Source organism: Pseudomonas sp. LPB0260 (assembly GCF_013388395.1).
In genome coordinates, this window is record NZ_CP058247.1 from 4930220 (window position 1) to 4952347 (window position 22128).

Consider the following 22128-nt stretch of genomic DNA (forward strand, 5'->3'; position numbering starts at 1 on the left):
GCGCATGCTCCAATGCGCCTGTGGCGAGCACATGCTGGTTGGCAATGGATCTCAGCCTGTAGCTAATCGACTGATATCACTGCTCAGGTGGAGCGACTCGCAAATTGTTCTACGACCTTGTTCAAGGCGCCGCAGTGCTCCTGTCACTGTGCTGGCTGCAAGCGCTCAACGTCCGTTTCTGGGGCGCCAATAGTACTGTCGGCCAGCTGATGGCGGCGCTGTTGTTTGGGGGCACCAGCGTGTTCGGCATGCTGACCCCGATCACCCTGGCCGATGGACTGATCCTGGATGCCCGCAGCGTCATCCTGAGCATGGCTGCGTTGTTCAGCGGGCCGCTGGTTGCCGGCGTGGCTGGGGCGATAGCGAGTGGCTTTCGGGTCTGGCTGGGCGGCGTCGGCATGTGGTCCGGTCTTGCCGAGATCCTTTTATCGGTAGGCTTGGGTCTCGTCTACCGACGACTCTACCTGCGCCGGCGAGTCGGCGTAGGGGTCTCGCAATTGCTCGCCTTCGGCTTGATCCTGCAAGTACTGGGTCTGCTGCTCTACAGCCTGCTGCCCAGCGAGTATGTCGCGTTCGCCTTGCAGCAAGTGGGCGTGCCGGTGCTGCTGGTGATGCCGGTCGCCACGCTGTTGCTGGGGCTGATGCTCAAGGAGATATTGCAGCGTACAGATGACGAGCGAGAGCTGCGGATAGCGGCCATCGCCTTCAATTCGCTGAACGGCATGCTCATTACCGATGCCAGCAATCGCATCCTGCGAGTCAACGAGGCGTTCTGCGCCATCACCGGTTACAGCCGTGCGGAGGTCATCGGCCAGAAGACCAGTCTGCTCAGCTCCGGGCGGCAGAGCCAGGCGTTCTATCAGGCGATGTGGCAACAGCTCAAAGAGACGGACTCCTGGCATGGCGAGGTGTGGAACCGGCGGAAAAACGGCGAGGTGTTCCCCGAGTGGTTGTCGATCAACGCAGTGCGCAACGCGCAGTGGCAGGTCATCAATTACGTCGCCTCGTTTGCCGATGTTTCGGAGCGCCAAGCGGCCCAGGAGCATATCGAGCGACTGGCCTTCTTCGATCCGCTTACCGGGCTGCCGAACAGGCGCCTGCTGCTCGATCGCCTGCAGCATGCGATGGCCACCAGCGTGCGCAGCGCGCAGAGTTCGGCGCTGATGTTTCTCGACTTGGACAATTTCAAGAACATCAACGACTTTCATGGGCATCAAGCCGGAGACGAACTCCTGCGGCTGGCCGCCGAGCGCCTCACTGGCGCCGTGAGGTCCAGCGATACCGTGGCGCGCCTGGGTGGTGACGAGTTCGTGGTGATGCTGGAGGGTCTTGCCGGTCCGCCGGAAGCGGTAGCGGCTCAGGCTGAACACGTAGCCGAACAGCTGCTGAGGGCTGTCGGTGCGCCTTACCGGATCGGCCCATTGACCTTGCGCAGCAGCACCAGCATCGGTGTCGTGCTGTTTAGCGACGACGCCTGTCCGGTCGAGGAGCTGATGAAGCGCGCCGACCTGTCGATGTATGCCGCCAAGGCCGCGGGCAAAAATGCGGTGCGCTTCTTCGATCCACGGATGCAGGAGGCTGTCAGCAAGCGCTTGCGCCTCGAGGAGGAGATTCGCGAGGGGCTGCAAACGAACGGTTTCATCCTCTATCTGCAGCCGCAGCTGGATGGGAAGGGCGGCTTGATCGGCGCCGAGGCGCTCGCTCGCTGGCAGCATCCGCAGCGCGGTCTGCTTTCCCCCGTAGCCTTTATCGAGGTCGCCGAGCAGGCAGGGCTGATCGATGAGCTGGATCTCCAGATGCTCAAGCAGACCTGTCGTCAGCTGGCGCTATGGCGCAACCATCCGCAAGCGGAGTCGCTCAGCCTGTCGGTCAACGTCAGTGCGCGGTTTCTATATCAGGCGGATTTTGTCGAGCGCCTGGTCCTGCTCCTGGAGCAGAGTGGCGCGAATCCGCAGCGGCTCAAGCTTGAACTGACCGAAACGCTGCTGCTGGACGATCTGCCGGGCGCGGTCATCCGGATGAACGCGTTAAAGGCGCTGGGCATCCGATTCTCGATCGACGACTTCGGCACTGGCTACTCATCGCTGGCCTATCTGCAGCGCTTGCCTCTCGATCAGCTGAAGATCGACCAGTCCTTTGTCAAAGCCTTGCCGGAGGACGGAAACAGCGCGTCGATCATTCGCGCCATCTGCGCGCTGGCCAGCAGCCTCAAGCTGGAGGTGATCGCCGAGGGCGTCGAGACCGATGAGCAGTACAGGGCGCTGCTGGGGATGGGCTGCCAGAGCTTCCAGGGCTACCTGTTCGGCCGGCCGATGCCCGTCGAGGAACTCGAGCGGCTGATGGCTGCTGGCGTGGAGGGGGAGTGTCGCGTGCTTGCGCCCTGCGCAGCGGTCCCGCTGATCTGCGCCGAGTAATGGCCTCCCCGGGCGTTAACCGATGCCGGGAAGCAGCCTGTGTTATCCATGTCGCTGGGTTTCGCAGCGCCTCTCCGTCGACATTGGCGCGACTCTCGCGCCAGTAGTTCATCGGCCAGCTCCGAGGCGCCAGGTTCTGGTCTAGGCGCTTTTCCCGTTGCTTCGGTCGCAGCGTCTGGCTAACGGCTCTGGAATTGCGAATCAGAGCCACAGCTGACTGGCTGGGTTGGGCGTATCTAAGCCAAGCGCCGGCCTCAAGTGAGCCGAGACGGTGGTAGAGGTGGAGAGCCATTTGGGGCTCGGATTTGCGCGCCTGGTCGGCACAAGTGAGGCCGGCGGGTGAGATCCCGCCGGAGCGTCTTTTAAGCCGCGGCTGTCTGATCAGGAGCCGGTTTTAAGCTCAAGGGTCGGGAAAAGTTCGCGAAACTTCTGTTCGCTTTCTTGGATGAGCTTTTGCCCTTCAGTAACTTCATTTCTGCCCTGGGCAACCTGCTCATTTCCTTTTCTCAGGTTTTCTTCGGCAGAGCTGATCTGCTTTTCGCCTTTTTCTACCCGCTTCTCGCCGTTACGGATCAGCTCTGAACCTCTATCCCAGTCGCTGGCCAACTGCGTGCGCAGATCGACATTGGCTTGGGCGGCGTCGGCATGGGCGCGCATCAGATCGGCGGTACTGGGCTGGCTGGAGCATCCTGCGAGTGCGGCCATGGTGGCTACAGCAGAAACGAAAGCAGTAATTCTCTTCACTAGTTTGCTCACTTCAAGTAGGTAGGGGGCCAGTTTGCGGGTGGTCATTCAGGCAAACGAATGGCTCTTTGTAACAGCTTTCGAGGTGCTCCCCCCATAAAGCCTCTGAATCGGGCTGATCCAAATTTATTCGTTGGAGGCGCCGCGGCGATTGACTCAGATCAACTGCGGTAGAAATCCAGGCTGGCCAGCGACCTGTCGCCGCGGCGCGTATCTCGCATGGGCCTGCGGCGCTATTGGGGCTGTCTTCATCGGGGGCAAAGGTCTGGGGCTGGCTTCTGCCGGCAGGCGTGTGGCGCTAGTGCCCACCTTTTCAGGATTCGCAACTCGGTTGCTTTCAGGTTGTGGCAGCGTGGAGGTGTGGGATGCTGGCGTCTGTATGCGCCATGAGGCGCCCCTTGCACGCCCTGCGAGTCAGGCGCCCTGTGGCCTTGCTGTGAGTAGATTCTTGGGCCGAACCGGTTCAACTCACGAATCTACTCACGAGGTTCTGGGGTGGCGAGGGCCGGGGTGGGAATCACAGGCAACAAAAAACCCGCACTAGGCGGGTTTCTTGTGGGCTTTCGGGTGGTTTTGGCACCACCTGAAAACGAAAGGTGGTGCCCAGGGACGGAATCGAACCGCCGACACGGGGATTTTCAATCCCCTGCTCTACCGACTGAGCTACCTGGGCAACGGGGCGCTATTAGACGGTTTTGGCTTATGCCTGTCAAGCGCGAGATTGAAAAATATTTAACTATTTCGGGTGTTTACGTTCAGGGCCTATTCGCTGGGCGGCACATAGCCTTCAGCCTGGGCGTATTCCTCGCCGGAGAGGAACTTGTCCATCTCGGCCTGGAGGAACTTGCGGTCCTCGGCGTTCATCATGTTCAGACGGCGTTCGTTGATCAGCAGGGTCTGGTGCTTCTGCCATTCGTCCCAGGCTTGCCTGGAGACGTTGTTGTAGATGTCTTCGCCCTTGGCGCCCGGATAGGGTGGGCGATCCAGGCCGGGCAGTTCTTGCTTGTGCTTGCGGCACATCACGGTGCGGGTCATGGCTGCTCTCCAGAAATGGGATGGGCATTGAGGGTGTCGGCCGCGCGCTTAAGCAGTTTCTTCACCGGGGCGGCGAGGCCCAGGCGCGGCGGGGTGGCGAGGTTATACCAGAGCCAGTCGGCCTCGGCCACGGCGTGGGCGGCGACCTTTGCGTGGATCAGCCAGGGCTCGATGGTCAGTTGGAAGTGGCTGAAGGTGTGGGTCAGCCCGTCCAGTTCCTGGCGCGCGCCGAGGCGCAGGGCGTGGCGTTCGGCCAGGGCGTCGAGGCCCTGCAGGTCGTCGAGTTCCGGGAGGCTCCACAGGCCGCCCCACAGGCCGCTGGAGGGGCGCCGGTAGAGCAGGATCTCGCCGGCGCCATTGGTCAGCAGCGGCATCAGCGTGCGTTTCTGCGGCAGGGCCTTGCGTGGCTTGGGCATCGGGTAGCGAATTTCCAGGCCGAGCAGGTGCGCCTGGCAGCCGCCGCGCAGCGGGCACAGCAGGCAGCTCGGCTTGCTGCGCGTGCAGAGGGTGGCGCCCAGGTCCATCATCGCCTGGGTGTAGTGATTGACCCGGGCCTGCGGGGTCAGGCGCTCGGCGACCTGCCACAGCTGTTTCGCCACCTTGGGCTCGCCGGGGTAGCCCTGCTGGGCGACATAGCGGGCCAGCACGCGCTTGACGTTGCCGTCGAGAATCGGCGCGCGCAGGCCCATGCTCAGGCTGGCGATGGCGCCGGCGGTGGAGCGGCCGATGCCCGGCAGGGCGGTCAGGGTCTCGACATCGCGGGGGAACTCGCCGCCATGCTCGGTCATGACGATTCGCGCGGCCTTCTGCAGGTTGCGGGCGCGGGTGTAGTAACCCAGGCCCGTCCACAGGTGCAGCACTTCGTCCTCGGCCGCTTCGGCCAGGTCGCGCACGGTCGGCAGCGCGGCCATGAAGCGGTCGAAGTAGCCGAGCACGGTGCTGACCTGGGTCTGCTGCAGCATGATTTCCGAGACCCACACGCGGTAGGGGTTGATGCCCTGTTGCCAGGGCAGATCCTTGCGTCCGTGGCTGTCGTACCAGTCGAGTACCGCCGCGGAAAACTGCTCGGGACTCATTGCTTGAACAGGCCCTTGAGCGCGTCCTTGAGTTCCGGGCTGACCTTGTCGCCGAGCTTCTCCTCGAGCTTCTCGGTGAGCTTGCCGCCGGCCAGGCGCGCGGCGATCTTGCCCAGGCCCTCCTGGTCCAGCCGGCAGGCCTTGGCGCCGAGTTCCAGGGGGCCGCGGCAGCGCAGCGGCCACTCGATGCCGACGTAGCGCTCATTGACCTGGCAGGCCGGGTCGGGCATGGCGCGCTGGTCGCCCTCGATGGTGACGCCGACGCGGTAGTCGAGGCCGAGTACGCGCAGGTCGAGGTCGCCATCGCCCTTGGCGCTGAGGCCGGGGATGCGGGCCTTGAGGTCGTTGTTGCTGGCCACGCCATTGCGCAGGGTCAGGGTGCCCTGCAGGGTCTCGAACGGCGTGTCCTTGCCGCCTGGCGGGTTGCTCGGGACCTTGCGGTTGAGGGTGGCAATGCCCCGGCACAGCTGGTGCTCGAGGTTGGCATCGACCAGCACGCCGTCGGCGAGGGCAAAGCTGGCGGTGCCATTGAGGCCGTCGATCCAGGCCTTTTCGCTGTTGCCGCTGGTGTTCAGGTCGGCCTGCAGGTCGAGCAGTCCCTTGATCGGCGAGGCTTGCTCGTCGCTCTTCAGGAAGGGTTCGAGCTGAATCCGCTTGAGGCGCTGCTGCAGGCTGAGCAGGGGGATGGCCGGACGCACGTCGATGCGGCCCTTGGCGTCGAAGCTGCCGCCGCCGAGCTTGCCGCGCAACTCCTCCAGGGTCACGACGCCAGCGGCGCTCTTGGCCTTGAGGGTCAAGGCGTCGATCACCTGCTGGTCGAAGGTCAGTCGGTCGAGGTCGAGGGCCAGCTGCAGGTCGAGCTTGCGCAGCTGGTCGATCGGCAGCAGCGCCTTGGAGCTCCAGGCCTGCTGGGTCGGCGCGTCGGGCAGCGGACTGCTGCCGTTGCTGCCGGCACGGGAGACGGCTTCCTTGACCTCGACCCGGCGCGCGCTGTCGGCATCCTCGGTGTCCTTGGCCGGCGGCGGCAGGTAGCGGTCGAGGTTGAGGCTGTCACCCTTGAGCTTGACCCGCAGGGCCTGCTTGCTCAGGTCGCTGACCGCCAGCTGGCCGCTGAAGCTGCTGTCGTCGAGCTTCAATTGCAGCTCGTCCAGGCTCAGGCTGTTCGGCGTGCCGTTCAGGCGGGTGACCAGTTCGAACTCGCCGAGGGCCTTGACGTCGCTCATCGGCGGCAATGGTTGGCCGATGCCGCTGAGGAAATCGCGCAGGTTGAGCGGCGCGATGGACAGGCCGCCGGACAGCTTCGCCGTCTTGTCCAGGTCGCGCACCTTGAGCTCGCCGAGGGCGCGCAGCTGGTTGGCCGAGAGCTTCAGGCCATTCCATTCGGCGACCTGGGCGGCCAGGTCGACCAGCAGTTCGCCCTGCAGCGCGTAGGTCAGGGTCTGGCCATCGAACGGTTCGCCCGACGCCTCGCCGGAGAGGCGGGTGCCCTCCAGCTGGTAGCGCTTGAGCGCGCGGTCGAAGCGCAGCCGGCCCTGCAGTTCGCTGCGCGCACGCAGCAGCGGCTGGTTGGTGCCGAAGAAGGCGCTGAGCTTGACCGGGATGCTGGTGCCTTCGCGGATGGCGCCGGTGGTCAGCTGGATGCTTTCGGCGCTGAACTGCTGGCCCTTGCGCTCGTCGCGGTAGTCGATGCGCGCGTTGTTGACGATCAGGCTGTCGATGTCCAGCTTGATCGGCTGGCTGCGTTCGGCCGGGCTGGCCGGCGCCTCGCCGTTCGCCGCGTTGCCGGCGCTCGTGCTCGGCGCGGGCGTGGACCCGGCGGCAGGCGCGGGGCGGCCGACGTCTTCCCAGTTGCCGCGGCCCTTGGCGTCACGCTGCAGGCTGAGGTTGAGGCCGTCGATGCGGATGTCGCTCATCTGCACTTCCTTGCGCAGCAGCGGCAGCACGCGCACCGACAGGCCGAGCAGGCGCAGGTCGGCGAACGGCTGGTTCGGCGTGGTGGCGCTGGCCAGGGTGGCGTCGGTCAGCTCCAGGCCGAGCCAGGGGAACAGGCTCCAGCCGATGTCGCCTTTGAGCGTCAGCTCCAGGTTGGCCTTGTCGTGGGCCAGCTGACGGATCTCGTCTTTGTAGTCGTTGGGATCGAACAGGTGGGTCAGGGCGAAGCCCAGGGCCACGATGATCAGCAACAGTCCGAGGAAAAACAGACCCAGGATCTTGCCGAGCGCTTTCATGGACGATTCCTTGTTTTGAATGGCATGGAGGGAGAACGCGAAAGTATAACGCCGCGTGGATCAAAGCGACTGCGCCACGCGCTCGGCGATGGCCAGGCTGGCGGTCAGCCCCGGCGACTCGATGCCGAACAGGTTGACCAGCCCGGCCAGGCCGTGCTCGCCAGGCCCTTGGATGATGAAGTCGGCGGGTGGTTCCCCGGGGCCGCAGAGCTTCGCCCGGATGCCGCTGTAGGCGGGCATCAGGCGGGCACTGTCGAGGGCCGGGAAATAGCGGCGGATCGCCTCGGCGAACGGCTCGCGCAACTGCTCATCGACGCGGTAGTCGATCTGCTCGAGGTAGCGGGTGTCGGGGCCGAAGCGCAGCTGGCCGGCCAGGTCCAGGGTGGCGTGGATGCCCAGGCCGGCGCCGTTGGCTTCCGGCAGCGGGTAGATCAGGTGGCGAAAGGGCGAGCGGCCGCTGTAGGCGAAGTAGCGCCCCTGGCACAGGTGCAGGGGTGGAATCTGCGTCGCTACCAGGCTGGCGGTACGCCGCGCCAGCTGCTGGGCGAATAGGCCGGCGGCGTTGACCACCCGCTGGGCCTTGAGCTGGAACGGCTCGCCGGCACTGCTGCCGCTGGCGATCCAGCCGTCGCCAGCGGGCTCGAGGTGCGCGACCCGGGTGTCGAGGACCAGTTGTGCGCCGCGCTGCTCGGCGGCGGCCAGCAGCGACTGCAGGTAGGCGTGGCTGTCGATGATCCCGGTGCTCGGCGACAGCAGGGCGGCGACCCCGCGCACCGCTGGTTCCAGCTCGTGCAGCTGGTCGTGGCCCAGCGCCTGCAGGTCGCGCACGCCGCAGCGCTCGGCATTGGCGGCGAGGGCCTCGAGCTTGGCGCGCTCGGCTTCGCTGACCGCCACCAGCAGCTTGCCCAGGCGCCGGTGGCCGACCCGGTATTTGGCGCACCAGGCGTACAGGCGCTCGCGGCCCTCCAGGCACAGCTCGGCCTTCAGTGAGCCTGGGCTGTAGTACAGACCGGCGTGGATGACCTCGGAGTTGCGGCTGGAGGTGTGGCTGCCGATGAGCTTTTCCGCTTCGACTATCAGGCTGCTCTGTCCCGGTCGGGCCAGGCGCGCGGCGCAGGCCAGGCCGAGGGCGCCGGCGCCGATTATCAGGGTGTCGATACTGTCCATGGCGCAGTCGCTCCTGGGGGCGGCTGAGGAGGCCGCCTCGAGTGTCGGCGGTCGTGGGCGGCGACAGCATAGCAAGAGCCCGGGCACTTCCCGGTTGGCCGGCCGCCTGGAAAGAGGGCGTCCTGCGGTCAGAGGCTGTCCAGGGGCAGGCCGCGGCGCGCAGCCAGTGCCCGGGCCTCCAGCTGGCCCTCGGGGGCGGCCAGGTGCAGTGGCTTGCCGGCCTCTCGCGCCATGCGGCTGGCCTCGTCCAGCAGGCGCCGGGCGACGCCGCGGTTGCGCGTAATGGCGCGCACGCACAGGTGCGACAGGCGCCAGCAGTCCTCGCCGCGCTCGAGCAGGGCGGCGCCGAGCAGGCGGTCGTTGAAGCGCCCGGCGAGCAGTCGGCCGCTGTTGAGGTTCGCCTGGATCAGCGCCTCGCCGTCGGCATAGGGCGGCAGCAGCCAGTCCGGCGCGTCCCGGTAGATCTTGGCCAGGTCGATGAGGTCCTGGGCGCTGGCAGGGGAGGGGCGTTCGACGATAACGGGCATGTTCCGACCTGTAGCTATTCGATTGATTGATGGCGCCTTGCCGGTTGGGGTGTGGGCAAGGCAGGTAGCGGCTTCGGCATCCGGTGGGGAGAGACTGCTGACGACTGTTGCGCCGTCGCGCCTGCCCCTGGGCCTGCCAAGAGAATACCGCTTATGGCTGCTCTTCTCGTACCGCCCGGGCCCCTCGGACAGGCGGTTTTTCTGCTCAGCAGATGCATGCTCGCCTCCCCGGTCCGCGAGCGCTGGCTGGCTGGTGCTGGGGTTGCGCGCCTGCAGTTCCTTGCAAATGGTCGGCTTGCTTCAAGCTTTCGAGCATATCGGCCTATAATGTCGCCCCTTTCGCACACTGATTTTGTGGAGCAGGTGATGGCCGAACGTACGGCATTCGTCGAGCGCAACACCCTGGAGACCCAGATCAAGGTCTCGATCAACCTGGATGGCACCGGCAAGGCGCGCTTCGCTATCGGCGTACCCTTCCTCGAGCACATGCTCGACCAGATCGCCCGTCACGGCCTGATCGACCTGGATATCGAGTGCCAGGGCGACCTGCATATCGACGACCACCACACCGTCGAGGACGTCGGCATCACCCTCGGCCAGGCCTTCACCAAGGCCATCGGCGACAAGAAGGGCATGACCCGCTACGGCCATTCCTACGTGCCGCTGGACGAGGCGCTGTCGCGCGTGGTGATCGATTTCTCCGGTCGCCCGGGGCTGCAGATGCACGTGCCCTTCACCCGCGCGGTGGTCGGCGGCTTCGATGTCGACCTGTTCCAGGAGTTCTTCCAGGGCTTCGTCAACCACGCCCTGGTGTCTCTGCATATCGATAACCTGCGCGGCAGCAACACCCACCACCAGATCGAAACCGTATTCAAGGCCTTCGGCCGCGCCCTGCGCATGGCCGTGACCCTGGACGAGCGCATGGCCGGGCAGATGCCGTCGACCAAGGGTTGCCTGTAAATGCAAACAGTTGCAGTAATCGACTATGGCATGGGCAACCTGCACTCGGTGGCCAAGGCGCTGGAGCATGTCGGCGCCGGTCGGGTGCTGGTGACCAGCGACGCCCAGGTGATCCGCGAGGCCGACCGGGTGGTGTTCCCCGGGGTCGGCGCGATTCGCGACTGCATGGCCGAGATCCGCCGCCTGGGCTTCGATCAGCTGGTGCGTGAGGTCAGCCAGGATCGCCCCTTCCTTGGCATCTGCGTCGGCATGCAGGCGCTGCTCGAGCGCAGCGAGGAGAACGACGGGGTCGACTGCATCGGCTTGTTCCCCGGCCAGGTGCGCTTCTTCGGCAAGGGCCTGGTGGAAGAGGGCGAGCAGCTCAAGGTGCCGCACATGGGCTGGAACCAGGTGAGCCAGTCGGTCAGGCATCCGCTGTGGCACGACATTCCCGACCAGGCGCGCTTCTACTTCGTGCACAGCTACTACGTCGAGGCCGGCAAGGCCCAGCAGGTGGTCGGTCGCGGCCATTACGGCAAGGACTTCGCCGCGGCGCTGGCCGACGGCTCGCGTTTCGCCGTGCAGTTCCACCCGGAGAAGAGCCACACCCATGGCCTGCAGCTGCTGCAGAACTTCGCCGCCTGGGACGGCCGCTGGTAGATGAGCCGGGGCAAGCTACAGGCGCCGCAGTTGCGCCTGGAGGGCGAGCAGGAGCAGGCCGCGCTGCGGCTGCTCCAGAGCTTCATGGTCGAACGCTTCGAGCTGCAACTGGGCAGCTTCGAGGTGCAGGAGCTACTCGACCTGTTCGCCCGTGACATTGCCCCACAGTTTTACAACAAGGCGATCTTCGATGTGCAGGCGCACCTGAAGGACAGGTTCGACAGCATCGAAAGCGACTTGTGGGCGCTCGAGAAGAGCTGACCCGCACCGACTTCCACAGACTCGAACAGGTTCACCCAATGCTGATTATCCCCGCTATCGATCTCAAGGACGGCGCCTGCGTGCGTCTGCGCCAGGGCCGTATGGAAGACTCCACGGTGTTTTCCGACGACCCGGTGAGCATGGCCGCCAAGTGGGTGGAAGGCGGCTGCCGCCGGCTGCACCTGGTCGACCTCAATGGCGCCTTCGAGGGCCAGCCGGTCAACGGCGAGGTGGTCACCGCCATCGCCAAGCGCTATCCCAACCTGCCGATCCAGATCGGCGGCGGCATCCGCTCCCTGGAAACCATCGAGCACTACGTCAAGGCCGGGGTCAGCTACGTGATCATCGGCACCAAGGCGGTCAAGCAGCCCGAGTTCGTCGCCGAGGCCTGCAAGGCCTTCCCGGGCAAGGTGATCGTCGGCCTGGATGCCAAGGACGGTTTCGTCGCCACCGACGGCTGGGCCGAGGTCAGCAGCGTGCAGGCGGTCGACCTGGCCAAGCGCTTCGAGGCCGATGGCGTCTCGGCGATCGTCTACACCGACATCGCCAAGGACGGCATGATGCAGGGCTGCAACGTCGAGGCCACCGCCGCGTTGGCCGCCGCCAGCCGTATCCCGGTGATCGCCTCCGGCGGCATCCACAACCTCGGCGACATCGGCAAGCTGCTGGCCGCCAAGGCGCCGGGGATCATCGGCGCCATCACCGGCCGGGCGATCTACGAAGGCACCCTGGACGTGGCCGAGGCCCAGGCCTACTGCGACGCCTACAACGGCTGAGGTCGGGCGTGCGCGGCCGTCCAGGCCGCGCGCACCTGTGACGGTTTACGGTGCGCGCGGCGCACCCTACGAGAGAGATTGCCATGGCCCTCGCCAAACGCATCATCCCCTGCCTCGACGTGGACAACGGCCGCGTGGTCAAGGGCGTCCAGTTCGAGAACATCCGCGACGCCGGCGACCCGGTGGAGATCGCCCGCCGCTACGACGAGCAGGGCGCCGACGAGATCACCTTCCTCGACATCACCGCCAGCGTCGATGGCCGCGACACCACCCTGCACACCGTCGAGCGCATGGCCAGCCAGGTGTTTATCCCGCTGACCGTGGGCGGCGGCGTGCGCACCGTGCAGGACATCCGCAACCTGCTCAACGCCGGCGCCGACAAGGTGTCGATCAACACCGCCGCGGTGTTCAACCCGGAATTCGTCGGCGAGGCGGCGCAGCGTTTCGGCTCGCAGTGCATCGTCGTTGCCATCGACGCGAAGAAGGTCTCCGGCCCCGGCGAGACGCCGCGCTGGGAGATCTTCACCCATGGCGGGCGCAAGCCCACCGGCCTGGACGCGGTGCTCTGGGCGAAGAAGATGGAAGACCTCGGCGCCGGCGAGATCCTCCTGACCAGCATGGACCAGGACGGTGTGAAGAGCGGCTATGACCTCGGCGTCACCCGCGCCATCAGCGAGTTCGTCGGCATCCCGGTGATCGCCTCCGGCGGCGTCGGCAACCTCGAACACCTGGCCGCCGGCATCCTCGAGGGCAAGGCCGACGCGGTGCTGGCCGCGAGCATCTTCCACTTCGGCGAGTACACGGTGCCGGAAGCCAAGGCCTACCTGGCCAGCCGTGGCATCGTGGTGCGCTGACCGGCCGAGCACGCCCAGCGGCATGGAGTGCGGCGGAGTCGACAGACCTGCCGTACCCGCTTCGTTAAAATTTCAGCGTCCGCGCACCGGCCGTTCAGGCCGCTCGTGCGCCCCCTATCGCTGTTTCTCGACACGGAGTCCCCGATGCCTGCCGTACGGCTGCTCGCTGTTGTTGTGCTGCTGCTTGGCGCCAGCCTGGCGCATGCCCAGAACCTGGTCCTGCTCACCGAAAACCTCGCCCCCTTCAATCAGTCGGTCAGTGGCCGCAATTTCGCCAAGAACGATGGCATCACCGGCATCAGCTCCGACACCCTGCGCGCGGTCTGCAAGCGCGCCCAGGTCGAGTGCCAGCAGATCCTCAGGTTTCCCTGGGAACGGGTCTATCAGCAGGCGCTCAACGAGCCGGGCTATGGCCTGTTCTCCACCGCCCGCACGCCGGCGCGGGAGAAACTGTTCAAGTGGGTCGGGCCGATTGCCAGCAACGACTGGGTGCTGATGGCCAAGGCCGACAGCCCGATCCAGCTGGGCGACCTGCAGGCGGCGGCGCAGTACCGCATCGGCGGCTACAAGGGCGATGCCATCAGCCAGTACCTGATCGACCGCGGCCTGCCGGTGCAGACCGCGCTGCGGGATAACAAGAACGTGGAGAAGCTGCTCAAGGGCCAGATCGACCTGTGGGTGACCGCCGATCCGAGCGGGCGCTACCTGGCCAAGCAGGAGGGCCTGGATGGCCTCAGGGTGGTGCAGCGCTTCCATACGGCCGAGCTCTATCTGGCGCTGAACCTGGCCACGCCCGATGACCTGGTGGGGCGCCTGCAGGAGGCCCTGGACGCCTTGCGCGCCGAGGGGGAACTGGGCGCGATAGTGGCGCGCTACTGAGGTCCGTCGCGCGCATGGCCGCGATTTGCCGATGGAGGCTGGGCGAAGCGCGGCGGGCTGGGTATGCTGGCCGGCCTGTGCATTAATAACTACGGGAGCATCCATGTTCAAACGCCTGTGGCTGGCCTTGGCCGGCACCCTGATGCTGACGACTGGCGCGGCCCAGGCGGCCATCGACCCGGACTACCGCATGGTGCTGCTCACCGAGAACTTTCCGCCCTACAACATGGCGGTCAATGGCAAGAATTACGCCCGTGAAGAGAACCTCGACGGCATCGCCGTGGATATCGTCCGCGAGATGTTCAAGCGCGCCGGCATCCAGTACAACCTGACCCTGCGCTTCCCCTGGGCCCGTATCTACAAGCTGGCGCTGGAGAAGCCGGGCTACGGCGTGTTCGTCGCCGCGCGCCTGCCGGAGCGCGAGGCGCTGTTCAAGTGGGTCGGGCCGATCGGTCCGGATGACTGGGTGCTGCTGGCCCGGGGCGACAGCTCGATCCGTCTGAACAGCCTGGAAGAAGCCAAGCAGTACCGGGTTGGCGCCTACAAGGGCGATGCGATCGCCGAGCACCTGGAAGAGCAGGGCCTGCAGCCGATCACCGCGCTGCGCGATCAGCTCAACGCCAAGAAGCTCATGGAGGGCAAGATCGACCTCTGGGCCACCGGCGACCCGGCCGGCCGCTACCTGGCGAAACAGTCGGGCATCAGCGGGCTGAAGACCGTGCTGCGCTTCGACAGCGCCCAGTTGTACCTGGCTCTCAACAAGGAGGTGCCGGACGAAGTGGTGCGCAAGCTGCAAGGCGAGCTGGACAGGATGCGTGACGAGGGGTTCGTCGACGCTGTCCTCAACAAGTATCTGTAAGACCTGTGTGCCGGCCACAAGCCGGCGCACTGCCAAGGATGGCCGACGCCGAGCGTCATACGTCGCCGGGGCTTCGCCCGAGCAGGGAAGCCGCTAGCCATAATCACAAATCAAGCGAGCGGGGAGACTTATGTTGAAAACTCTGAAAATCGGCCTGTTGTTCGGCCTCATCCTCAGCGCCTGCACGGCCCAGGCCGAGTTGCCCTATGGCTACAAGGTGGTGCTGCTGACCGAGAACTTCCCACCGTTCAACATGGCGGTGGACGACAAGAACTTCGCCCGCGATGACGGCATCGACGGCATCAGCGCCGAGATCGTCCGCGCCATGTTCAAGCGGGCCAAGATCGACTACAGCCTGACCCTGCGCTTTCCCTGGGATCGCCTGTACCGTCTGACCCTGGACAAGCCCAACTACGGGCTGTTCTCCACCACCTTCACCCCCGAGCGCCAGCCGCTGTTCAAGTGGGTCGGGCCGATCGCCAAGAGCGGCTGGGTGCTGCTCGCCGCGCCGGGCAATAACCTCAGTCTGAAGAGCCTGAAGGACGCCGCGCAGTACAAGGTCGGCGCCTACAAGAACGACGCGGTCAGCCAGCACCTGGAAAGCCAGGGGCTGCAGCCGATCAACGCGCTGCGCGATCAGCAGAACGTGCAGAAGCTGCTCAAGGGGCAGATCGACCTGTGGGCCACCACCGATCCGGTCGGCCGCTACCTGGCCAAGCAGGAGGGCGTCAGCGGCCTGACCACGGTGCTGCGCTTCAACGAGGCCGAGCTGTACCTGGCGCTGAACAAGGACACCCCGGACGAGGTGGTGCAGCGTCTGCAGAAGGCCCTGGACGAGTTGCGTAGCGAAGGTTTCGTCGACGACATGACCAACAGCTACCTGTAGCCGCCAAGGCAACAAAAAAGCCCGGACTCAGTGCCGGGCTTTTTGTTGGCCGGGCGACTATTCGCCGCGGGTTACGTTCAGCCCCTTGAGCAGGTTGAGGGCCTGGGCCAGCTGGTAGTCGTCGTCCTGCGGCCGGGTCGGCCGGGCGCTCTGGCCCTTGCTCGGCTTGTCGGCGCCGCCGTTGCCATTGCCCAGGTGGCCCTGCAGGTCGGCTTCCTTGAAGTTGCCGTCGTCCTGCTCGCGGGTCAGCTTGGCCCGCGCCACCTCGATGTCCGGCACGATGCCCTGGGCCTGGATCGAGCGGCCGTTGGGGGTGTAGTACAGCGCGGTGGTGAGCTTCAGCGCGCGGTCGTTGTTCAGCGGCAGGACGGTCTGCACCGAGCCCTTGCCGAAGCTGCCGGTGCCCATCAGCACGCCGCGCTTGTGGTCCTGCAGGGCGCCGGCGACGATCTCCGAGGCCGAGGCGCTGCCACCGTTGATCAGCACCACCAGCGGCACGCCTTCGCTGGGGTCGGCCGGATCGGCGGAGAAGCGCAGCTCGGAATTGGCGATGCGCCCCTCGGTGTAGACGATCAGGCCCTTCTTGAGGAAATGGTCGGAGACCTCGACCGCCGCCTGCAGCACGCCGCCGGGGTTGTTGCGCAGGTCCAGGACCAGGCCGTTGAGCTTGTTGCCGTTGTCCTTGCGCAGCTTGTTCAGGGCCTTGAGCACCTCGTCGCCGCTGTTGACCTGGAACTGGGTGATGCGCAGGTAGCCGTAGCCGTCCTCGAGCAGCTGGCTCTTGACGCTGCGTACCTTGATCACCGCGCGGGTCAGCTCGACGTCGAACGGCTTGCCGCCCTCGCGGACCAGGGTCAGCTGGATCTTGCTGCCGGCTTCGCCGCGCATCTTGTCCACCGCCTCGAGCATCGACAGGCCCTTGGTCGGCTGGCCGTCGATCTTGATGATCAGGTCGCCGGGCTGGATGCCGGCTCTGGACGCCGGGGTGTCGTCGATCGGCGAGACCACCTTGACGAAGCCGTCCTCCATGCCGACCTCGATGCCCAGGCCGCCGAACTCGCCGCTGGTGCTCTCCTGCAGCTCGCGGAAGGCATCGATGTCGAGGTAGGCCGAGTGCGGATCGAGGTTGCTGAGCATGCCCTTGATCGCGTTTTCCAGCAGGGTCTTGTCGCTGATCGGCTCGACATAGGCCGCCTTGATGCGGTCGAGCACCTCGGCGAAGGTGCGCAGGTCCTCCAGCGGCAGCGGTGCCTTGCCGCTTGCCGTGGCAGCAGCCTCCTCCGCCGGTTCCGCCGCGTGCAGCAGGGGCGCGCCACCGAGCAGGGCGATGCTCAGGGTCAGAGTGGTGAGGCGGGGCAGATGCGGCATGTCGAACTAACTCCTACGGAATGAGGTGGCGCCTATCCTTGCGCCCGGCACCATTGTGCCGGATCGCTGGGGCGGCCCTGCTGGCGAATCGCGAAATACAGGGCCGGCGTGTCCTGGCCGCCACTGGTGCCGACGGTGGCGATGGGCTCGCCGGCCTTGACCAGATCGCCTGGGTCTTTCAGCAGGCTCTGATTGTGCCCGTACAGGCTCAGGTAGCCATTGCCATGGTCGAGAATGACCAGAAGCCCGGCGCCGCGCAACCAGTCGGCGAATACCACGCGCCCGCCATGCACGGCACGCACCTGGCTGCCGGCGGCGGCGCCGATCAGCACGCCGTCCCACTTGGTCCGGGCATCGCCGCCGCGCGGTGCGCCGTAACGCGCCACCAGGTGGCCGTCGACCGGCCAGGGCAGCTTGCCGCGGGCCTGGGCGAACGGGCCGCCATAGGTCGCGCCGGCGCTGACCATGGGGCCGCTGGCGCTGGCGCTGGCGCTGGCGCTGGCCGGGCCGTCCTGGCGTGGGCGCTGGCGCGCCTCTTCGGCTTCGCGGGCCTGGCGGGCGAGGGTCGCCTCGATGGTCTTCAGCACCCGCGCCAGTTGTTCCTGCTCCTGCTGGCGAGCCTTGAGCTTGCGGTCGCGGGCGGAGAATTCCTGGTTCAGCTTGGCCAGCGCCTGCTGGCGCTCCTGGCGGGCCTGGGCGAGTTCTGCGCGGCGGCTGTCGAGGGCGCTCTTGTGCTCCTGCAGCTGACGCTGCTGGCTGGCGATGTCCTGCTCGACGTTGTTTAGCTGGCGCAGGGTCTCGTTGAACGTGGCCAGCTGCTCCATGCGCGCTTCGCTGAGGTAGTCGTAGTAGGTCAGGGTGCGCGAGAACTTTTCCGGGTTCTGCTGGTTGAGCAGCAGCTTGAGGTATTCCTGGCGCCCGCTCTGGTAGGCGGCGCGGGCCTGGATGCCGATCAGGCGTTGCTGCTCAAGGCGCGCGCCCTGGAGTTTTTTTTTCTCCTGGTCGAGGCGCTGGATCTCCTCTTCGCCCTGCTGCAGCTCCTGCTGCAGGCCCTTGACCTGCTTCTCCAGCTGGCCCATCTCGGTCTCGGTCTTCTGCAGGTCCTGCTGCACCCCGGATTTTTCCTGCTGCAACTGCTGCAGCAGCTTCTTCAGCTCGGCCACGTCGGCGCGGGCGGCTTCCAGCTGTTTCTGGGCATCGGCCTTGTCATCGGCGAAGGCCGGGATGAGCAGGCAGGACAGGACAATCAGGGCGAGGGCGCGAAACATGGAGTCGACGGCACCGGGGGCGGGGAGTGGCCTTAGTATGCCCGGGGTGACGGGCAAAAAAAACGCCCCAGTCCGCAGGGAGTGGGGCGTTTAACCATTTATCGCGGCTACTGCAGGCTGATGATGCTGGTGCCGGTCATTTCCGCCGGCTTGGCCAGGCCCATCAGCTCCAGCAGGGTCGGCGCGACGTCGGCCAGGACGCCGCCGTGGCGCAGGCTGACGGGGCGCTTGCCGACATAGATGAAGGGCACCGGCTCGCAGGTGTGGGCGGTATGGGCCTGGCCGGTGCAGGTGTCTTCCATCTGCTCGACGTTGCCGTGGTCGGCGGTGATCAGCGCCTCGCCGCCGACCTTGTCCAGGGCCTCGACGATGCGTCCGACGCAGCTGTCCAGGCACTCCACCGCCTTGACCGCGGCGCTGAACACGCCGGTGTGGCCGACCATGTCGCCATTGGCGTAGTTGACCACGATCAGGTCGTAGCGCTGCTGCTCGATGGCCTCGACGATGCGGTCGGTGACCTCGGGTGCGCTCATCTCCGGCTTGAGGTCGTAGGTGGCGACGTTCGGCGAGGGGATGAGGATGCGCTCTTCGCCGGCGAACGGCTCTTCACGGCCGCCGGAGAAGAAGAAGGTGACGTGGGCGTACTTCTCGGTCTCGGCGATGCGCAGCTGGGTCTTGCCCTGCTTGGCCAGGTATTCGCCGAGCACGTTGGTCAGCGCCTCCGGCTTGAAGGCGCTGGGCGCCGGGATGCTCGCGGCGTACTGGGTGAGCATGACGAAGTCGGCCAGCTGCGGCTGGCGGGTTCGGGCGAACTCCTTGAAGTCCGCCTCGACGAAGGCGCGGCTCAGTTCGCGGGCACGGTCGGCGCGGAAGTTCATGAACACCACGGCGTCGCCGTCCTCTACCTGCACCGGTGCGCCAATGACCGTGGCCTTGACGAATTCGTCGCTCTCGCCGCGGGCGTAGGCGGCCGCCAGGCCGGCGCTGGCGTCGGCGGCCTGGAACTGGCCCTGGCCGTCGACGATCAGCTGGTAGGCCTGCTCGACCCGGTCCCAGCGGTTGTCGCGGTCCATGGCGAAGTAGCGGCCGATCAGGCTGGCGATGCGTCCCTTGCCGAGCTTGGCGAAGGTGGCGTCGAGCAGTTCGATGGACGACTGGGCGCTTTTCGGCGGGGTGTCGCGGCCATCGAGGAAGGCGTGCAGGTAGATCCTGTCGGCGCCGCGCTGGGCCGCCAGTTCGGCCATGGCGGCGATGTGCTCCTGGTGGCTGTGCACGCCGCCGTCGGAAAGCAGGCCGAGGATGTGCACCGCCTTGCCGGCGCCCACCGCCCGGTCGACCGCGCCGCAGATGGCCGCGTTGTCGAAGAACTCGCCATCGCGAATGGCCTTGGTCACCCGGGTGAAGTCCTGATACACCACGCGGCCAGCGCCGAGGTTCATGTGGCCGACCTCGGAGTTGCCCATCTGGCCGTCCGGCAGGCCGACGTCCATGCCGCTGCCGGAGATCAGGCTGTGGGGCTGGGTGGCGCGCAGGCGATCGTAGACCGGGGTGTTGGCCGCGTGGATGGCGTTGTGCTCGGGACTGTCGCTGTGGCCGAAGCCGTCGAGGATGATCAGTACCAGGGGTTTGGGCGTGGCGCTCATAAAGCTGGCTCGCTCTGCTTGAGGGGGCAAAAAAGGCTTGGCATTTTACGGCCAAGTGGCGGAGGCGTCACCGCCGGGCGGGCTTTGGCCGACCTGTGGGGCTGTGTATACTGGCCGGCATTTTACCGTCCCGGAACCGCGCAATGCTTGCCAACCTGATTGAATTTGCCACTACCCACTATGTACTGAGCGGATCGTTCGTCGTCCTCCTGGCCCTGCTGCTGTTCACCGAGATGCACAAGGGCGGCAAGAGCCTGAGCAGCCGCGAGTTGACCGCGCTGATCAACAACGAACAGGGCCTGGTACTGGACGTGCGGGCGCAGAAGGACTTTTCTGCCGGGCATATCGCCGGTGCCCTGCACATCCCCTACGAGAAGCTGGCCGCGCGCGTCGCCGAGCTGGAGAAGCACAAGGCCAAGGTGCTCATCGTGGTCGATGCCATGGGCCAGCACGCCGGCGGCGCCAGCCGCGAGCTGAAGAAGGCCGGTTTCAATGTCGCCAAGCTGTCCGGCGGGATCGCCAGCTGGCGTGGCGACAACCTGCCGCTGGTGAAGTGATATGGCCGACGTCGTCATCTATTCCAGCGATTGGTGCCCCTACTGCATCCGCGCCAAGCAGCTGCTGGCCAGCAAGGGCGTCGACTTCGAGGAAATCAAGGTCGACGGCCAGCCCGAGCTGCGCGCCGAGATGGCGCGCAAGGCGCAGCGCACCTCGGTGCCGCAGATCTGGATCGGCGCCACCCATGTCGGTGGCTGCGACGAACTGCATGCCCTGGAGCGCGCCGGCAAGCTGGACGCGCTGCTCGAGGCATGAGATCAATACGCTCTACCTAGTACCCCCAAACAACAAGGATTTTCCATGACTGAACAAGCCAGCAGTGAAGCCGCACAGGACGAGCAGAGCCCGCAGTTCTCCCTGCAGCGTATCTACATCCGCGACCTGTCCTTCGAGGCGCCGAAGAGCCCGGAAATCTTCCGCCAGGAGTGGAAGCCGAGCGTTGCCCTGGACCTGAATACCCGCCAGAAGAGCCTGGACGGCGATTTCCACGAAGTGGTGCTGACCCTCTCGGTCACCGTGAAGAACGGCGAAGAAACCGCCTTCATCGCCGAAGTGCAGCAGGCCGGGATCTTCCTGATCAAGGGCCTGGACGCCCCGTCCATGAGCCACACCCTGGGCGCCTTCTGCCCGAACATCCTGTTCCCCTACGCCCGCGAGACCCTGGACAGCCTGGTGGTGCGCGGCTCCTTCCCGGCCCTGATGCTGGCGCCGGTGAACTTCGATGCGCTCTACGCCCAAGAGCTCAAGCGCATGCAGCAGAGCACCGAGCAGGCCCCGACCAACTGAGCCGCGTTTGCTACGGCCCAATAAAAAACGCCCCGCGGGGCGTTTTTTATTGCCGGGCGGCGGCCTCAGTCCATGGCGAAGCCCTGCTGGCGCCAGGCCTCGTAGACCGCCACCGCGACCGTGTTGGACAGGTTGAGGCTGCGACAGCCCTCGCGCATCGGCAGGCGCACGCGCCGCTCGACCGGCAGGGCGTCGCGAATCTCCTGGGGCAGGCCGCAGCTTTCCGGGCCGAACAGGAAGGCGTCGCCGGGGCGGTACTGCACTTCATGGAAGGGCTGCGAGCCCTTAGTGGTGAAGGCGAATACCCGTGGCTGGCCGAGGCTCGCCAGGCAGCTGTCGAGGTCGGGATGGCGCTTGAGCGTGGCGTACTCGTGGTAGTCCAGGCCGGCCCGGCGCAGGCGCTTGTCGTCCAGCTCGAAGCCCAGGGGATCGATCAGGTGCAGCTGGCAGCCGCTGTTGGCGCACAGCCTGATAATGTTGCCGGTGTTCGGTGGAATTTCCGGTTGAAAGAGGATCACGTGAAACATGCGCGGCTCCCGGCCTGAAGACGGCCAGCATTCTACCTCCGATAGCGGCGAGCGGCCGCGTCCCTGGCTGAAGGTGATCGCCTCGCTGGCGCTGTTCGGCTTTCTCATCGGCCTGATGATCGGCCGCCTGCTGCAGCCGGCCGAGTTGCGCCTGGGCGAGGTGGTGGCGACGGAGCAGGGCTTGCAACTGTGGTTCAACGAGCGGCCCGAGGTGCGTGCCGGGCATTTCCAGGGTGCCTTCGTGCTGCGCGTGGCAACCCTCGGACGCGAGCAGCAGGGGCAGCTGCGGCTGAACGGTCGGCTGGTGAGCTGGCGTCTGCAGCGCGAGCGCCGCGAGTTGCTGTTGCGGGTGGTGGCGGCCCGTCCCCTGCGCGGCGAGTGGCATGCCGAGCAAGTGGACGGGCGCTGGCGGTTGACGGTCCGCCTGGAGGAGCAATAAAAGCGGGGAATCCCCGGCCTGCCTGTACCAAGGTCCCCGAAACTGGGAATGTCTTACTCTATGCACTCGCTGTGCCAGTTTTATTGCAGTGTTGCTGAAGCCCGTAATTAGCGGCCTGTAGGGCCATAGCCGGGCTGCGGCGGGCGCGGCGCCGGCGGCGACTGAACCGCGACGGTGCAGCAGCGCTGCCCGTGGCGCCGAGACGGGGCGTGACAGCGGCGCATAAAAAAGCGG

23 protein-coding genes and 1 tRNA gene are annotated in these 22128 nt (G+C 66.1%); 13 read left to right on the top strand and 11 right to left on the bottom strand.

Features of this window, described 5'->3' with window-relative positions:
• Positions 1–146 precede the first annotated feature (146 nt).
• Positions 147–2414, top strand: coding sequence for a putative bifunctional diguanylate cyclase/phosphodiesterase (locus tag LPB260_RS22030; RefSeq protein ID WP_371926164.1), 2268 nt, complete (start codon positions 147–149; stop codon positions 2412–2414).
• 381 nt (positions 2415–2795) lie between these two features.
• On the opposite strand, the gene LPB260_RS22035 is transcribed toward LPB260_RS22030, so the two are convergent.
• From LPB260_RS22035 to LPB260_RS22065, 7 genes are all read right to left on the bottom strand, one after another.
• Positions 2796–3206, bottom strand: a complete 411-nt coding sequence (locus LPB260_RS22035) for a hypothetical protein (RefSeq protein WP_208707991.1) — start codon at positions 3204–3206, stop codon at positions 2796–2798.
• A 549-nt stretch (positions 3207–3755) separates the two neighbouring features.
• A tRNA-Phe gene (locus LPB260_RS22040) sits at positions 3756–3831 on the bottom strand.
• 89 nt (positions 3832–3920) lie between these two features.
• Positions 3921–4193 (bottom strand): oxidative damage protection protein, encoded by a 273-nt coding sequence (locus LPB260_RS22045; protein ID WP_208707992.1) that lies wholly within the window; start codon positions 4191–4193, stop codon positions 3921–3923.
• A complete protein-coding gene (gene mutY, locus LPB260_RS22050; protein WP_208707993.1) occupies positions 4190–5269 on the bottom strand; it encodes an A/G-specific adenine glycosylase in 1080 nt (359 codons plus the stop codon). The genes LPB260_RS22045 and mutY overlap by 4 nt, the downstream gene beginning before the upstream one ends.
• On the bottom strand, positions 5266–7497 hold the full coding sequence (locus LPB260_RS22055; protein ID WP_208707994.1) for an AsmA family protein: 2232 nt from the start codon (positions 7495–7497) through the stop codon (positions 5266–5268). The genes mutY and LPB260_RS22055 overlap by 4 nt, the downstream gene beginning before the upstream one ends.
• A 60-nt stretch (positions 7498–7557) precedes the next feature.
• A complete protein-coding gene (locus LPB260_RS22060; RefSeq protein ID WP_208707995.1) occupies positions 7558–8664 on the bottom strand; it encodes an NAD(P)/FAD-dependent oxidoreductase in 1107 nt (368 codons plus the stop codon).
• 128 nt (positions 8665–8792) lie between these two features.
• Positions 8793–9191 carry an acetyl-CoA sensor PanZ family protein gene (locus LPB260_RS22065; protein ID WP_208707996.1) on the bottom strand — a complete coding sequence of 133 codons (399 nt, stop codon included), beginning with the start codon at positions 9189–9191 and terminating at the stop codon, positions 8793–8795.
• Between the two features lie 366 nt (positions 9192–9557).
• Between LPB260_RS22065 and hisB the strand changes: the two genes are divergently transcribed.
• From hisB to LPB260_RS22105, 8 genes are all read left to right on the top strand, one after another.
• The gene (gene hisB / locus LPB260_RS22070) at positions 9558–10151 is read left to right on the top strand and encodes an imidazoleglycerol-phosphate dehydratase HisB (RefSeq protein ID WP_208707997.1); all 594 of its coding nucleotides are present in this window, start codon (positions 9558–9560) and stop codon (positions 10149–10151) included.
• A complete protein-coding gene (hisH, locus tag LPB260_RS22075) occupies positions 10152–10790 on the top strand; it encodes an imidazole glycerol phosphate synthase subunit HisH (RefSeq protein ID WP_208707998.1) in 639 nt (212 codons plus the stop codon).
• Positions 10791–11051, top strand: coding sequence for a DUF2164 domain-containing protein (locus tag LPB260_RS22080; RefSeq protein WP_208707999.1), 261 nt, complete (start codon positions 10791–10793; stop codon positions 11049–11051).
• A 38-nt stretch (positions 11052–11089) separates the two neighbouring features.
• Positions 11090–11827 (top strand): 1-(5-phosphoribosyl)-5-[(5-phosphoribosylamino)methylideneamino]imidazole-4-carboxamide isomerase, encoded by a 738-nt coding sequence (gene hisA / locus LPB260_RS22085; RefSeq protein ID WP_208708000.1) that lies wholly within the window; start codon positions 11090–11092, stop codon positions 11825–11827.
• Between the two features lie 83 nt (positions 11828–11910).
• Positions 11911–12681 carry an imidazole glycerol phosphate synthase subunit HisF gene (hisF, locus tag LPB260_RS22090; protein ID WP_208708001.1) on the top strand — a complete coding sequence of 257 codons (771 nt, stop codon included), beginning with the start codon at positions 11911–11913 and terminating at the stop codon, positions 12679–12681.
• Positions 12682–12825: 144 nt separating this feature from the next.
• On the top strand, positions 12826–13560 hold the full coding sequence (locus LPB260_RS22095; protein WP_208708002.1) for an ABC transporter substrate-binding protein: 735 nt from the start codon (positions 12826–12828) through the stop codon (positions 13558–13560).
• A 103-nt stretch (positions 13561–13663) separates the two neighbouring features.
• Positions 13664–14419: an ABC transporter substrate-binding protein gene (locus LPB260_RS22100; protein ID WP_208708003.1), complete on the top strand. Its 756-nt coding sequence runs from the start codon at positions 13664–13666 to the stop codon at positions 14417–14419.
• A 130-nt stretch (positions 14420–14549) separates the two neighbouring features.
• Complete coding sequence (locus tag LPB260_RS22105; RefSeq protein WP_208708004.1) at positions 14550–15305, top strand: ABC transporter substrate-binding protein; 756 nt, start codon at positions 14550–14552, stop codon at positions 15303–15305.
• A 57-nt stretch (positions 15306–15362) separates the two neighbouring features.
• Here the strand turns inward: LPB260_RS22105 and LPB260_RS22110 are convergent, their stop codons facing one another.
• The 3 genes from LPB260_RS22110 to gpmI all read right to left on the bottom strand — a co-directional run bounded on the left by LPB260_RS22110 (position 15363) and on the right by gpmI (position 19584).
• Entirely contained in the window at positions 15363–16673 is a 1311-nt protein-coding gene (locus LPB260_RS22110; RefSeq protein WP_208708005.1) for a S41 family peptidase, read from the bottom strand.
• A 32-nt stretch (positions 16674–16705) separates the two neighbouring features.
• Positions 16706–17941: a murein hydrolase activator EnvC gene (locus LPB260_RS22115; RefSeq protein WP_208708006.1), complete on the bottom strand. Its 1236-nt coding sequence runs from the start codon at positions 17939–17941 to the stop codon at positions 16706–16708.
• Positions 17942–18048: 107 nt separating this feature from the next.
• A complete protein-coding gene (gene gpmI, locus LPB260_RS22120) occupies positions 18049–19584 on the bottom strand; it encodes a 2,3-bisphosphoglycerate-independent phosphoglycerate mutase (protein WP_208708007.1) in 1536 nt (511 codons plus the stop codon).
• Positions 19585–19727: 143 nt separating this feature from the next.
• On the opposite strand from gpmI, the gene LPB260_RS22125 reads away from it, so the two are divergent.
• The 3 genes from LPB260_RS22125 to secB are packed head-to-tail and all read left to right on the top strand — an operon-like array spanning position 19728 to position 20928.
• Positions 19728–20141: a rhodanese-like domain-containing protein gene (locus LPB260_RS22125; protein WP_208708008.1), complete on the top strand. Its 414-nt coding sequence runs from the start codon at positions 19728–19730 to the stop codon at positions 20139–20141.
• A gap of 1 nt (position 20142) precedes the next feature.
• Positions 20143–20397, top strand: a complete 255-nt coding sequence (gene grxC / locus LPB260_RS22130) for a glutaredoxin 3 (RefSeq protein WP_208708009.1) — start codon at positions 20143–20145, stop codon at positions 20395–20397.
• A gap of 45 nt (positions 20398–20442) precedes the next feature.
• Positions 20443–20928, top strand: coding sequence for a protein-export chaperone SecB (gene secB / locus LPB260_RS22135; protein ID WP_208708010.1), 486 nt, complete (start codon positions 20443–20445; stop codon positions 20926–20928).
• Positions 20929–20993: 65 nt separating this feature from the next.
• Here secB and trmL read toward each other — a convergent pair whose 3' ends face one another.
• Positions 20994–21455: a tRNA (uridine(34)/cytosine(34)/5-carboxymethylaminomethyluridine(34)-2'-O)-methyltransferase TrmL gene (gene trmL / locus LPB260_RS22140; RefSeq protein WP_208708011.1), complete on the bottom strand. Its 462-nt coding sequence runs from the start codon at positions 21453–21455 to the stop codon at positions 20994–20996.
• On the opposite strand from trmL, the gene LPB260_RS22145 reads away from it, so the two are divergent.
• Positions 21454–21894, top strand: a complete 441-nt coding sequence (locus tag LPB260_RS22145) for a hypothetical protein (RefSeq protein WP_208708012.1) — start codon at positions 21454–21456, stop codon at positions 21892–21894. The two genes, trmL and LPB260_RS22145, sit on opposite strands and share 2 nt — an antisense overlap.
• The last annotated feature ends 234 nt before the right edge of the window (positions 21895–22128 follow it).